Below are 12934 nucleotides of genomic sequence, written 5' to 3'. Positions count from 1 at the left end.
CGCAAGGTATGATTAGGTCCTACCACCTTATGGAGACTGCGGCAACTGATGCAGTAATACTCTCTCAATAGTCTCATCTCCGGCATAGTCTAGAAGAACTATTCTAGAACTGCTAATATTATCTAGAGCATAGCACTGTTTTTTTCTGCGTGTCAACAAAAATCTGCAAAAAACGACATTATTCCGAGGCTCTTTTAAGATAAAAAGTAGAATTATGTCGTTTATTATGTCACAGATGATTGCGGCAGGTCTGCGGGGAGAGGCCCATATATTTCTTGAATAGCCTTGAAAAATAAAAACTATCCCTATAATGAAGCATTCCCGCTATCTCCTGCACCTGCAGGGAGGTATTCAGCAGCAAATGCTTGGCCTCAGCCATCTTCAGCCGGTGGATATATTCATGCAGGGGATACCCGCTGCTCCGCCGCACGGTGCGGCGGAGTGTAGACATGGACAGGTGCAGGCGCTCGGCCATCCCCGGCAGATCCGGCTGCTCATAGATGCAGGCATTCAGCGCCTCCCGGATCAGCGGCATGGCTTCCTGCTGCCACGGGCGGCGGCTGCCCTGGAGCTGCAGCGAGCATTCCAGCAGCATCTCCTCCAGCAGCAGCGCAGCCCGGTCCGCATCACCGGGAACATCTCCGGCCATGTACGCCAGAACCTTTTCAAAGGACGCTTTCAGCCCTTCCGCCTTATCCCCCCGGGTTACCTCTCCACCCGCAATCATTCCGGCTTCCAGCCATTCGGTGACACGGCTTCCGCTGAAATTAATATAATATTCATCCCAATACCCGCCTGGGGGCGGTCCGAAGCTGTAGCTATAACCGGGTCTGAAAAAAAACAGGCTTCCCTCATGGACCTGCTGCTCTGGTCCTCCGTTCTCCGTATAAGTTCCGCCTCCTGCGACTATATATACAAGTGCCCAGTGTTCAAAGGTGACGCCCGAACGAAACAGCGTTCTTCCCGGCAGATGGCCGGCTTGCCCGACACGGATCGACTTCAGGCGCAGCCTGGCGGCCTCCACCTTCGGATCAATAATTCTTACTGGATACGGGCTGATCATATAATCCATGAGCTTGGGCATACACTGCATTCCTCCATGTGTTCAGGAGTGATATGTTGATAATGAAGATGATCATATTCTACATGAATAAGAGGTGTCCACGCTATGTCTGATGTTGTTCACTTACAGCTTTTTCCCCGGCCGCATATGCTCACGGTATCCGCAGGACAGTTCCACCTTCCATCCCGGGGCAGCATTGTGCTGACCGGTGAGGACCAGTTGTCCGCCCTTCCCGCAGCCCGCAGGCTTCAACAGACCGCTTCCGAGGTGGTCCGTCTCAGTCTGCCTCTGTCCATAGGGCAGCGGTCTGCCACAGTTCCGGCTTGCACCTTCCGCTATAACGCACAGCTTACAGAAGGAGCTTATGAGCTGCACATTAACGAAGAAGGCCTAATTGCCGCTTACGGTTCCCCGCAAGGCGCTTATTATGCAGCCGTGACGCTGAAGCAGCTCCTGCAGCAGTACGGCCGGACACTGCCTTATCTGCATATCCGCGATCAGCCGGATTTCGCGGCCAGAGGGCTCATGCTTGATATCAGCCGCAACAAAATCCCCACGCTGGATACCCTGTACCGGATCATTGATCTCATGGCGGACCTCAAGCTGAATCAGCTGCAGCTATATATAGAAGGAGCTCCGTTTGCTTATGAGTCTTTCCCGCAGGTATGGGAGCTGGAAACTCCGGTTACCGGCGATGAAATCCTGCTGCTGGATGCCTACTGCCGCGAGCGGTACATTGAGCTGGTGCCTAATCAAAACAGCTTCGGCCATATGGAAGGCTGGCTGACCCGGCCGGAGTTCAACCATCTGGCAGAGATCCCCGCAGGCTTCATGCTCCCGGATCAGATGTATGATAGCGATTTATACCCGGAAGGATTATTTATGCATCCCGGAACCTTCCATACAGAAGACCCTGAGGTATTGCAGCTCCTGGGCACGATGTACGATGACCTCCTTCCCTACTTCAGCTCAGAGATGTTCAATGTCGGCTGTGATGAGACTTATGAACTGGGACTTGGCGCAAGCCAGGCGCTGGCGGAGTCTTCCGGCAAAGGCGAGCTGTATCTCTCCTTCCTGCAGAAGATTCACGGACTGGTCAAACAGCGCGGCAAAACCATGCAATTCTGGGGCGATATCATCATCCAGCATCCCGAGCTGATCCCACGGCTGCCGAAGGATATCATCGCCATGGAGTGGGGATACAGCGCGGCTCATCCTTTTGAAGCGGATACCCGCAAATTCAAGGAGGCAGGCATCCCGTTCTATGTCTGTCCGGGAACCAGTTCCTGGAACTCGCTCACCGGCAGGACCGACAACATGCTCGCCAATCTGCGCAGCGCTGCGTTGCATGGCAAGAGAAACGGCGCTGTCGGCTACCTGATAACCGACTGGGGCGATTTCGGCCACTGGCAGCATTTGCCGGTCAGCTATGCCGGATTCGCCTACGGGGCAGCGCTTGCCTGGAATGTAGAGGGGAATCTGGAGGCGGATGTGGCGCATTATCTGAACACGGCGGTCTTCCAAGACCGCTCAGGAACCATCGGGCAATTGTTGCTGGATCTGGGCAACTACTACAAGCTGGAGTCGGGCACGGTCCGCCCGAATGACACGGAGATGTCTATGCTGCTGCGCAGCCATCTGGAGCATGTGCAGCTGGCTGTGAAGCTGCCTGTAGAACAGCTCGACCAGCTGGAGCAATACATTCTTGGCCTTGAAGCCAGGCTTGAGCAGCCCGTTCTGGAATGCAGCGACGCCGGATTGGTCATAGAAGAACTGCGCAGCGGCATTCACTTCGTAAAGCATGCCGTGCAGCTTACCCGGCTTAAGCAGCAGCTCGCCGCCGCAGATTCGCAGCCCCAGGCAGCGCTGGTACAGGCGCAGATCCATGACCTGGATCTGCTGCTCCACCAGTACCGCCAGCTCTGGACCCGGCGCAACCGGCCGGGCGGCCTGGAGCGCAGTGTCTCGAAGCTGGTCCGCCTGCGCGGGGAATATACCGCACTTGCCGCAAAGCTGGATGCAGAGGCAGTTCGGTAAATTACACTACGGAAGAACACACTAGAACGTACAATAGAAACCTCTCCTTTGAAATGGTTGTGCAGAAGCTCCATTTCCCAAAGGGAGGTTTTTTTGTGATATAGAAAGATTTTGAAAGAATGTTTTTCCGCATACATTCGGGCCACACGCCTCCGTCAGGCCCAATATGGTCGGTTTTTCGATTACATTGGGACCACACGCCTCCGTCAGGCTCAATATGGTCGGTTTTTCGATTACATTTGGCCTACGTGCTGCCCCCGGGTCCCATTGTGGTCGGTTTAATACGCATACATTAGCCATCAACCGGTGAAATCAGGTACACTCCTGCTCGTCCCGGCGATCCTGCGCTGCACAGCAACAAAATTTGGATTGAAATAGGTCATTCGCAGGATTATAATGTGATCATATAACCACTTTTTACCTAATATTTTAAATAAAATACATAATTGACAGGAGATATGCCTATGGATTGGCTTCATGCTTATGAGGACGAGCTCCGTGTGGTCTTTGAGGAGAACCGCAGGGTGATCTCTGCGTTTCCAGAGCCGCTTAATGCCCGCGGCCTGTCGTATCTCAATCAGTTCAACGTGTTCCACCCGGACAGCCACAAGAATTACATCTGTTACCTGCTGCCCTTCTGGCTCCAGGACCCTTGTGGCCTGAGTCCTGAAGTGGCCCGCAGGATGTCCGCAGGTAACATCTTCCTCATGCTCTACTTCTTCCTCCAGGATGATCTGATAGACAGCCCGGAGGCCTCGGCTGCGGAAGCGCTGCCACTTGCCAATCTGCTCTATGTCGAGTTTCTGGCTACCTACCTTCCGCTGTTCCCGGCGGACTCTCCCTTCTGGCCCTGCTTCAGCCGTTACATCAGCGAGTGGGCAGACAGCGTGAGCGGTGAAGCCGGCAGCGATTACTTCCTGAATGACCGCATCCGTATCTCCCATAAGGCCAGCCCGCTTAAGCTCAGCAGCACGGCCGCACTGCTGCTCTCCGGCCAGTCCTCCTCCATTCCCGAGGCCGAAGAGATGATCCACACTGTGCTGTTGACCCTGCAGTTGCTCGACGACTACGAAGATTGGGAGCAGGATCTGGAGGACAGCAGCTATAACTGCCTGTTGTCACTGGTACGCTCCAGTACCGGGATGGCCGCAGGAGAACCACTGACCGAATCAACAGTGAAGGACTTCATCTATGTAGCAGGCGGACTTACCGGATATGCTGCGACTGCCCAAGCCAACCAACTCATCCTGGAGGAGGCCAGCTTACAGCTGCCCTTGCTGGTGTCCTTCCATCTCGTGCTCGTGCAGAACCTGCAGCAAATCGCCGCAGCCATTGAAGCGCAGAAGCAATTGCTGCTGGGCGGGGGGCTGGATTACTGGCTGTCTTCGCACTCGAATCTCTCATAATTTATTCAAATAGCAATAGAATTATATAATGGCCTATGCTATACTAAAAAGGCAATTATAACCAATTTGAAAGGGTGATTGTATTGTCAGTAGGAGTTCTTAAGAATCAGGTGATTCAGAAGGCGTGGGAAGATCCGGCTTTCAAACAAAGACTGCTTGCAGATCCGAAGGCAGCGCTCCAGGAAGCGCTGGGCATCAACCTTCCTGACAACATTACACTGAAGACCGTAGAGGAAGGCTCTAATGAATTCTACCTGGTCATTCCCCCAAGCCCTTCTTCCGATGTAATGAAGACACGTATCACCCCAATGGGAACCTGGTAGCATATTCAAGTCAACCTATTATCGGGAGTTGGAATCGTCCGGCCCTTCTGCACGCGGCAGAATGGTGATGGACTCGGTTCCGGCTCCTTTTTTGCTCATAAAACGAATTTCGCCCTCCATCGCTTCAATAATACGGAAGGTAACCATCAGCCCGAGCCCCGTGCCCTTCGTCTTGTTGGAGGAGAAATACGGCTCGCCCAGACGGCTAAGCACGGCCGGTTCCATTCCTGCCCCGTTATCCTTAATATGAATATGCACCTTATCCCCCCGGCTGTACGCCAGCAGATGAATCGTGCCTTCCTCCCCCAGGGATTCAATGCTGTTCTTGATGATATTAATCATCGCTTGCTTGAACTTCGAGGAATTCCCTTTGACCCGCAGGCCGTCTTCCACCTCCAGAATCATTTTGCCCCCGTTCAAATGGCATAAAGGCAGCAGGATGCTCTGGATATGCATGAACTCTTCATTCACATAGAGCAGGGAGACCTGTTCAAATTCCGGCTTGGCAAAGGTCAGAAAATCGGTGATAATACTCGCCGCCCGGTCCAGCTCACTGAGCGCCATGGACAGGTATTTCTGCTCGTCCCCGCTCGACTTCTCGCTGAGCAGCTGGAGAAACCCCCGGGTCACCTGGAGCGGGTTACGCACCTCATGGGCTACCGATGCTGCCAATTCGCTGATAATCTCCATTTTCTCTGAACGCTGCAGTTCGTTGTTGAACAGCTCCAGCTCCTGCGAATATTTCACCACTTGGCTGTGGTTCTGCGCCAGCCGCCGTCCCAGAATTACAATCAGCGAGAGAATGAACACAACCAGCGCCCACTTCCAGTAGAAGAGATCATAATTTCCGCGTTTGAAATAATACCACATCAGCTCCAACACCCCGGTAAGGGCAGCCGTACCGAAGCCGCAGGCGAAGATGATCGCATCCTTATTGCGCTTCAGGGAGAACACGATGACGCAACCGATCAGCAGAATGAATTGAAGAATCATAATAATGCCGACAATATTGGTGGAGATGAAATAATAGAATTTCAGATACCGGCCCCCGGAGAGTGCATTTATAATGAGGAGGACACAGCAGAATAAGGAATAGACCATCTGGAATTTGCGGAACCTGCGGATGATGCCGTATTTGCCCACGCCGAATATTTTCTCGAACAGGAAGGTCAGTGCGGGTAACAGGGACAACAGCGCCACATCGAACAAAAATACACTGAGCCCGCCCAAATAGCTGTAGAAGGTATACGTGAAGGGAGAGTAGGTCACAGACAGCACACCGGTAGAGGCGATAACAACAGACAGCGAAGACGTCACGGGGAAATACTCCTTGTTCAGGAAAAATGCGCATACAAACAGCACCGCTGCCACGAAGATAAAAGCACCGCCCAGAATCACATCTATGAGTCCGTTCTTAATATAGTCCTTGATTAGAAGACTGTGCTCACCGAGCACAACCTGCTCTTTGATTCCGATCCGGTCCTGGAGCGTCTGCGTCCAGATATAGAGCGTCTTTCCGTTATCCCGCATATCCAGAGGCACAAGCAAGGAATAGTTATCCATAATGAAGCCGCGGTCCCCTTCAAAAACCAGCCGGTCCTCCACATACACCTTCACATGCAGCGCATAGATCGTCTGAATATAGACCGAGGGGGACACGTAATGATAGGAGGGCAAAGTAATCTTGGTCCAGGCGGAGGATACCCCGGAAGGCTTGTGCGGCATCTCGGCCTTCGCCTCCACATCGATCCACCCTTGGTCTTCCGTTACCGGAGCCTGGAGTCCGTCATCATCCGTCCCCTCCTGCCACTTCATCTGCCAATGTCTGATCTCACCGGCGGGGGAAGCGCTTTGCGCGGATACCAGGAGGCTTCCGCAGGTTAGGCAAAGCAGAAACAATACTAACGCTGTATGTAAACTTTTGACCATCAAAGACATGCAAGCACCTCAGAGGAAAGTTTTAGAAGCAAAGTTCTGTAGTGTTAATATTTCGCCCCATGCTCTGCCCATCCCTTCAAAAAAACGGAATAAACAAAAAAAATTTCTAATTCATGCTGGAGGCCGGCAATTTAATAAGCACCTCGGTTCCTTCGCCCTTGCGGCTGTGGAACTCAATCGTGCCGTTCATCGCTTCAATAATACGGAAGGTGACCATGAGGCCGAGCCCCGTCCCCTTGGTCTTATTGGAGTAATACGGCTCGCCCAGACGGGCCAGTTCGCTAACCTTCATTCCCTCGCCGTTATCCTTCACGCTGATGATTACCCAGTTGCCTGTCCTCCAGGCTGTTACGACAACCTCCCCCTCCTCCTGCAGTGACTCAATGCTGTTCTTGATCAGATTAATGAACGCCTGTTTGAATTTGGCCGGGCTGCCCGTCACTTGAAGCTCCTGCTGCAGACGCAGCTCTATCGAACCTCCCTGCAGATTAGCCAGCGGCAGCAGGATTCCCGACACATGCTTCAGCTCCCCCGAGACTTCGAATACATCCACGATATCCAAGCCCGGCTTGGCAAAGGTAAGGAAATCAGTAATGATTACCGAGGCCCGGTCCAGCTCTCCCACAGCCATCTTCAGATATTCCTTCTCCTTGTTGCCGGAGCGCTCCCCCAGAATCTGCAGGAACCCGCGTGTGACCTGGAGCGGATTACGCACCTCATGGGCTACCGAGGCGGCCAGCTCACTGATAATCTCCATTTTCTCCGAACGCTGCAGCTCATTATTGAACTTCTCCAGCTCCCTGGCGTATTCCAGCGCCTTCTCATGGCTTCCCGCAAACCGTTTCCCCAGAATAGCAATCAGGGAAAGAATGAATACCACCATGCCCCATTTCCACCAGTACAGATGATACCTCTCCATTGAAATGAAGTAACGCAGCAGCTCCGCCACCGAGACCACGGCAAATACAGAGAAGCCGCCCGTGAACAGGGTGGCATCTGAATTGCCTCTGCGGGCATAAGAAAATGCCAGATACAGCAGGTAGATAAGCTGGGCCATCATTAGTACACCGGTTGCGTTAATAGTCAGAATAGAATACAGCGCATCCAGCCGGAAGGACACTGCGGCATTCAGAATAAGCGCTGCGGTACAGAACAGGGAATAGGCCAGCTGAAATTTACGCACCCGGGTAGTGAATCCCCGCTTGCCCGGTCCGAATAGCTGCTCAAAATAAAGCGTGAACGCCGGCATAATGGTGAACAGGGCCAAATCGAAGCTGATCTGCCTCAGACGATCTCCCCGGCTTAGAAACAGCGTTAGAAACGGGGAGTACGTCAGCAGCAACACTCCAAAGGACAGGATGACAAGGGCCAGAAAGAAACCGCTGTAGAAAAATTCGGGCTTAAGGAACAGCAGGCAGATCAATAACGCTCCGGCCATGAAGATCATGGCGGCTCCGAGCACAACGTCCACCAGATCCTGCTTCACATAAAAGGACAGCAGCTGATTATAGCTGCCGACCCTTATGTCCCCCTCGATTCCAAACTCCCCGCTGCCCGCATTCCACAGATAGAGCGGCTGTGCACTGTCTTGTGCCGGTAATGGAATCAGCACCTTGTTGCCGCTATATTCCACATCCCCGCTGGAATCGTAGATTAGCCGGTTGTCTATATATGCTTTCAGGTTGTCGCCAAATACTCTATCGATCAGAATAGCGGGAGTTGCTCCCGCAGGGGGCAAGGTAATCCGCATCCAGACGGAAGGGGTGCCTGGTGGCGCAAGGGGCCTGGCCTCCCTGGCCCGCACCCATGTCCATCCGGCGGCTGGCCCTGCCATTACAGCTTCTATGCCGCTATTCCCGGCCGTTTCCCACTTCAGCTCCCAGGCCGGAATTTCCGCTTCTGTATGTGCATCCCATTCTATGGCGATCCCCGCCGGAATGATGGTTATTACAAGCAGCAGCATAATAAAGACTGCGGCTGTTTTGGTTGATGCTAACTTCATTGTGGCACCTCAGTGAATCCTTAGTTGTATTTATATAGTCCATATGATTCTTATTTTCGACAACGTTTGCACAATACCTGCCATCAGACTGCAAATAACCTCGAAACGGCTCGGTTAATTCATCTATTCCGGTTATTCTGCCGGAGAAATGAATATATTAATCAGATGGGCAGCCTGGATGCCGGGCAGATTCGCCGCTGCTTAATCGGGTATAGTTGTACTATAAGATGAAGAAGACTTACAACAAGGGACAAGGGAGCTGATTCACGATGGGTAACGAATTCAATAAGACGGAAGCCGACTTTGCATATGAGCGCTATACCAAAATGGGCGGTGTCTCCCCGGAGCAGGATATCCCGCTGGAAGAATTGCGTCCGCTTGGCACGATTACTGAGCCAAGCCCCAGTGAGGAAACTGTAGGCGCCGGGAACCGTCCGCTGGAATCTGCACTGGCCAGTCATGACCCTGCTCACTTCACACCGATCGATTTCGACGGTGTAGTGGATGACGGCTCGGATCCGGCGCTGGAGAGCGATCCTATTCTAGCAGCCGATATCGGCCTGAATGTGCCGGACGCCGGTCTTGGACCGCGCGCAGACCGCCCCGCTCCCTCTTCCGCCACCCCCGGTCCGCAGCGGGATGAGCTGCTGGAGTCGGATGCTATATACACGGCCGGTGCAGCCGGATTAACCGGCAGCGTCATTGATTATGCGGATACGGAGGAAGAGGTGGCAGGAGAAGCGGAGGAAGCCGCTCCGTTGGAGGATGTCCCGGATGCGGATGAGCTGGTTCCCGGCAGTAGCATTGACCCGGCCTCCCCGGACCCGGATGCTATGCCCGGAACCGATGTGCTGAACGGCTCGAACGGTGACGAGTAGACACGGCTAAGCGGTCCTGCCGGGGCGTTCACCCAAGGTCCAGGTTCATATTGACTTTTGGAGACATTCGGCATACGATAGTTTCATTCAGTTGCGGCGATGGAGTTCGCCATAACCGCCCTTCGGGGCTAATGACTCCTACCAGTGATTAACTACGCTGGTAGGAGTTTGTTTTGATTTCAGGGTAGTATTTATTTCGGGTCGGGGGGGCGTTAGCTATAATGAAGAGGAAGTATGAACGGTGGGCAGCACTTGCAGCGCGCCAGAGCCAGCTTGCGCTCTGGAGTACATTCGTCAAATGGGTGATCCTGGGGGGACTGGTCGGGCTGCTGGCAGGAAGTGCCTCGGCCTTGTTCCTGGCCAGTCTGAACGCAGTCACCCAGGTAAGGCTGGAGCATGCCTGGCTGCTCTTCCTGCTTCCCGCGGGAGGCGCGCTCGTCAGCGGAATGTATATGCGTTACGGCAAGAGCAGCCTGAAGGGTAACAATCTGATCCTGGAGCAGATCCGCCAGGGCAATGAAGCGATTCCGCTGCGCATGGCCCCGCTGGTCCTTGGCGGGACACTGATTACCCATCTCTTCGGCGGCTCGGCCGGACGCGAAGGCACGGCTGTGCAGATGGGCGGCAGTCTGGCCGACGCACTCGGACGCTGGCTCAGAATCGGTCCGCTGGACCGCCGAATCCTGCTGATGTGCGGCATCAGCGGCGGCTTCGGCTCCATCTTCGGCACTCCGCTGGCCGGAACGGTGTTCGGCCTGGAGGTCATCGCCATCGGGCTGATCAGCCATAAGGCGCTGCTGCCCTGTTTTGCCGCCAGCTTCACCGGTGATCTGGTAGCCTCCCGCTTGTGGGGCGTTCACCATATCCACTATCAGGTGGATGTCTTCCCCGCTATGGATGCGCTGGTGCTGGTCAAGGTTATATTCGCCTCCATCCTCTTCGGCCTGTGCAGCCTGCTGTTCAGTGAGCTTACCCATTATCTGAAGCGGACCTTCACCGCCCTAATCCGTAATCCCATGCTCAAAAGCGCCGCCGGCGGGCTGATCATTATCGCCCTGGTCTACATAGCAGGTTCCCGGGACTATCTGGGGCTGGGCCTTCCGCTGATCAGCAGCTCCTTCGAAGACGGCGTATCGCCCTTCGCCTTTCTGTGGAAGCTGATCTTCACCGCCTTCACCCTGGGGACCGGCTTCCAGGGCGGCGAAGTGACGCCGCTATTCGCGATTGGAGCTTCCTTGGGGAGCAGCCTGGCCGGAGTGCTTCATCTATATGGGCCTTTTCTGGCCTCACTTGGCTTCATCGCTGTCTTCTGCGGAGCAACCAATACACCGCTTGCCTGCTTCATAATGGGCATCGAGCTGTTCGGCTCCGGCGGAGCGGTCTATATGTTCATCGCCTGCATCATCAGTTATCTGTTCTCCGGGCACAGCGGGATCTACAGCTCCCAGCTTATCGGCGTCTCCAAAAGCGCCTTACTGCCGGTTCCCGAAGGAACGACGCTCGCTTCCGCCAAGGAGCAGCCCGCACCAAAGTAGCGGAATCCGGCAGGGCGCGGAAGCAGGCTTTGCCAGAAGCAGGACAAAGAAGGTATGATACAGAGGTGAATGCACCAGATTATTTAAGGACAAAAGGATAAAAGGAGAGATACTGAAGTGAAGTCTATCACAAGAAAACCCGTCATCCTGCTTGCGGTGATGTGCCTGATGCTCGTCATTCTGGCGGGCTGCGGCAATAAGCCAGTGAATAATAATGCCGCCGGTAATGGTAACAGCAGCTCCGGAGCAGGCAGTGAGGCTACAGCAGCACCGCAGGAGAGCGCCGCCGCTACAGAAGGCGTGCGTTCAGCCACAGCCAGCCATCCGGTGGTTACGATCGAGATGGATAACGGCGCTGTTATTAAGGCCGAGCTGTATCCCGAGGTTGCCCCCAATACGGTCAACAACTTCATTTCATTGATCCAGAAGGGCTTCTACGACGGAACCATCTTCCACCGGGTCATTCCGGGCTTCATGATCCAGGGCGGGGACCCGGATGGCACAGGAATGGGCGGACCAGACTACAGCATTGCCGGAGAATTCAATAACAACGGCTTCACCAACAATCTGTTGCATACAGAAGGCGTGTTGTCCATGGCGAGAAGCAAGGATATGAACTCTGCAGGCTCCCAGTTCTTCATTATGGCCGCTGCTTATCCAAGCCTGGACGGCGATTACGCCGCCTTCGGCAAGGTTACCGAAGGACTCGAAGCGGTCCAGGCGATCGTCAGTCTGCCGCGTGGCAAGAATGACCGTCCGGATCAGCCGCCGGTAATGAAGAAGGTCACCGTTGATACCCTTGGGGTTACTTATCCCGAGCCGCAAAAAGTACAATAAGCAGCCTGCAAGCCGGTTGCACAGATTAGTCTTGCTCCAAAATCCATGCAAAAGAGCCATCCTCCATAACCGGAGAATGGCTCTTCTTCGCATCCTGCGTATACTCGAAGCATGCAGCTTCTTATTGGAAGTGGGTGTGCTTCGTTCTCCACTGCTCCAGCTTAATAACCACCCAGAAGCCGTAGATCCCAATCGTAATCACCGTCAGCAGGAACCACTTGATCCATTGTCCGAACAGGCTGACGGCTGTACCGTCGAACCGCAGGCGCTGCCCTTCCACCACGGTATGCTCGACCTTCCAGCGGTAGAGCATGACCACAGACCAGGGATAGCAGATGCCGAAGGTACAGACCGTAACCAGCCAGCCAGCGAGGCACCACCCAATGTACTCAATAAGCTTCCCGTCAAAATAAGATTCCCTGCTTCCATAATTCATCGCTGCCGTATTCATGTGCAGTGCTCCCATGGGTCTCCGCCTTTCATTCATGCAAAATTATTCCTGGTTCTATTTTCCTTATTATCCATGGTGAGCACTGCTACATTTCTCACAATTCTATCCCCATCAGGCCCAGTATTGATCTGGCCGGTATTCGATTTCGGACTGCACGGCTATCGTTAAGCGCCCGGAGTCCGCATCATAGGTTACAGGCTGATCTCCAACGTAGTACCAATGCTTGATGACCGGCCCGTCCGCAGGCTCCTCGAAGCGGAATACATTAAGCTCCGCCTTCAGCTCCACCACCGCAGCGCCCTTATCTGCAGCCACATCCGTCAGAGTGATTAAGGTCAGCCCGCCCTGCTTATCGAAGGTATACCCTACTCCCTCCATGCTGTTCACAAGCATGCGTCCGGTTACGGAATGCTTCACCAGCACTCTCTCCTGTTCTGCCATTCAAGCTCCTCCTTCATGTCTGA

The 12934-nt window shown here is 54.0% G+C and carries 11 protein-coding genes and 1 riboswitch; of the genes, 6 read left to right on the top strand and 5 right to left on the bottom strand.

The annotated features are described in order from the left end of the window. Nucleotides 1-229: 229 nt before the first annotated feature. A complete protein-coding gene (locus NST26_RS04275) occupies nucleotides 230-1084 on the bottom strand; it encodes a helix-turn-helix transcriptional regulator (RefSeq protein ID WP_076078980.1) in 855 nt (284 codons plus the stop codon). Nucleotides 1085-1168: 84 nt separating this feature from the next. On the opposite strand from NST26_RS04275, the gene NST26_RS04270 reads away from it, so the two are divergent. The 3 genes from NST26_RS04270 (at nucleotide 1169) to NST26_RS04260 (ending at nucleotide 4829) form a co-directional block, all read left to right on the top strand. Beyond that, the gene (locus NST26_RS04270) at nucleotides 1169-3100 is read left to right on the top strand and encodes a beta-N-acetylhexosaminidase (protein ID WP_340978639.1); all 1932 of its coding nucleotides are present in this window, start codon (nucleotides 1169-1171) and stop codon (nucleotides 3098-3100) included. A 464-nt stretch (nucleotides 3101-3564) separates the two neighbouring features. Next, nucleotides 3565-4506, top strand: coding sequence for a hypothetical protein (locus NST26_RS04265; RefSeq protein WP_036723438.1), 942 nt, complete (start codon nucleotides 3565-3567; stop codon nucleotides 4504-4506). 74 nt (nucleotides 4507-4580) lie between these two features. After that, on the top strand, nucleotides 4581-4829 hold the full coding sequence (locus NST26_RS04260) for an NHLP leader peptide family RiPP precursor (protein ID WP_372238068.1): 249 nt from the start codon (nucleotides 4581-4583) through the stop codon (nucleotides 4827-4829). An 18-nt stretch (nucleotides 4830-4847) separates the two neighbouring features. Here NST26_RS04260 and NST26_RS04255 read toward each other — a convergent pair whose 3' ends face one another. Together NST26_RS04255 and NST26_RS04250 are read right to left on the bottom strand one after the other, a co-directional pair. After that, nucleotides 4848-6644 (bottom strand): ATP-binding protein, encoded by a 1797-nt coding sequence (locus NST26_RS04255; RefSeq protein ID WP_340978638.1) that lies wholly within the window; start codon nucleotides 6642-6644, stop codon nucleotides 4848-4850. 229 nt (nucleotides 6645-6873) lie between these two features. Beyond that, entirely contained in the window at nucleotides 6874-8769 is a 1896-nt protein-coding gene (locus NST26_RS04250; protein WP_340978637.1) for an ATP-binding protein, read from the bottom strand. A 269-nt stretch (nucleotides 8770-9038) separates the two neighbouring features. Between NST26_RS04250 and NST26_RS04245 the strand changes: the two genes are divergently transcribed. From NST26_RS04245 to NST26_RS04235, 3 genes are all read left to right on the top strand, one after another. Further along, nucleotides 9039-9647: a hypothetical protein gene (locus NST26_RS04245; RefSeq protein WP_036723443.1), complete on the top strand. Its 609-nt coding sequence runs from the start codon at nucleotides 9039-9041 to the stop codon at nucleotides 9645-9647. A gap of 86 nt (nucleotides 9648-9733) precedes the next feature. Further along, nucleotides 9734-9795, top strand: a riboswitch (Fluoride riboswitch). A gap of 73 nt (nucleotides 9796-9868) precedes the next feature. Continuing rightward, complete coding sequence (locus tag NST26_RS04240; protein WP_036723444.1) at nucleotides 9869-11182, top strand: voltage-gated chloride channel family protein; 1314 nt, start codon at nucleotides 9869-9871, stop codon at nucleotides 11180-11182. 159 nt (nucleotides 11183-11341) lie between these two features. Further along, on the top strand, nucleotides 11342-12019 hold the full coding sequence (locus NST26_RS04235) for a peptidylprolyl isomerase (RefSeq protein ID WP_340980795.1): 678 nt from the start codon (nucleotides 11342-11344) through the stop codon (nucleotides 12017-12019). Nucleotides 12020-12140: 121 nt separating this feature from the next. Here the strand turns inward: NST26_RS04235 and NST26_RS04230 are convergent, their stop codons facing one another. Together NST26_RS04230 and NST26_RS04225 are read right to left on the bottom strand one after the other, a co-directional pair. Next, nucleotides 12141-12485, bottom strand: a complete 345-nt coding sequence (locus tag NST26_RS04230; protein WP_036723447.1) for a DUF898 family protein — start codon at nucleotides 12483-12485, stop codon at nucleotides 12141-12143. A 96-nt stretch (nucleotides 12486-12581) separates the two neighbouring features. Further along, nucleotides 12582-12911, bottom strand: a complete 330-nt coding sequence (locus tag NST26_RS04225; RefSeq protein WP_209877215.1) for a hypothetical protein — start codon at nucleotides 12909-12911, stop codon at nucleotides 12582-12584. Nucleotides 12912-12934: the final 23 nt, after the last annotated feature.

Origin of the sequence: Paenibacillus sp. FSL R7-0128 (assembly GCF_038002245.1) — a bacterium.
In the GTDB taxonomy this organism is placed as follows: domain Bacteria; phylum Bacillota; class Bacilli; order Paenibacillales; family Paenibacillaceae; genus Paenibacillus_AQ; species Paenibacillus_AQ silagei.
Note: the sequence above shows the minus strand (reverse complement) of the source record. Positions and strands in the feature narration are given on the sequence as shown.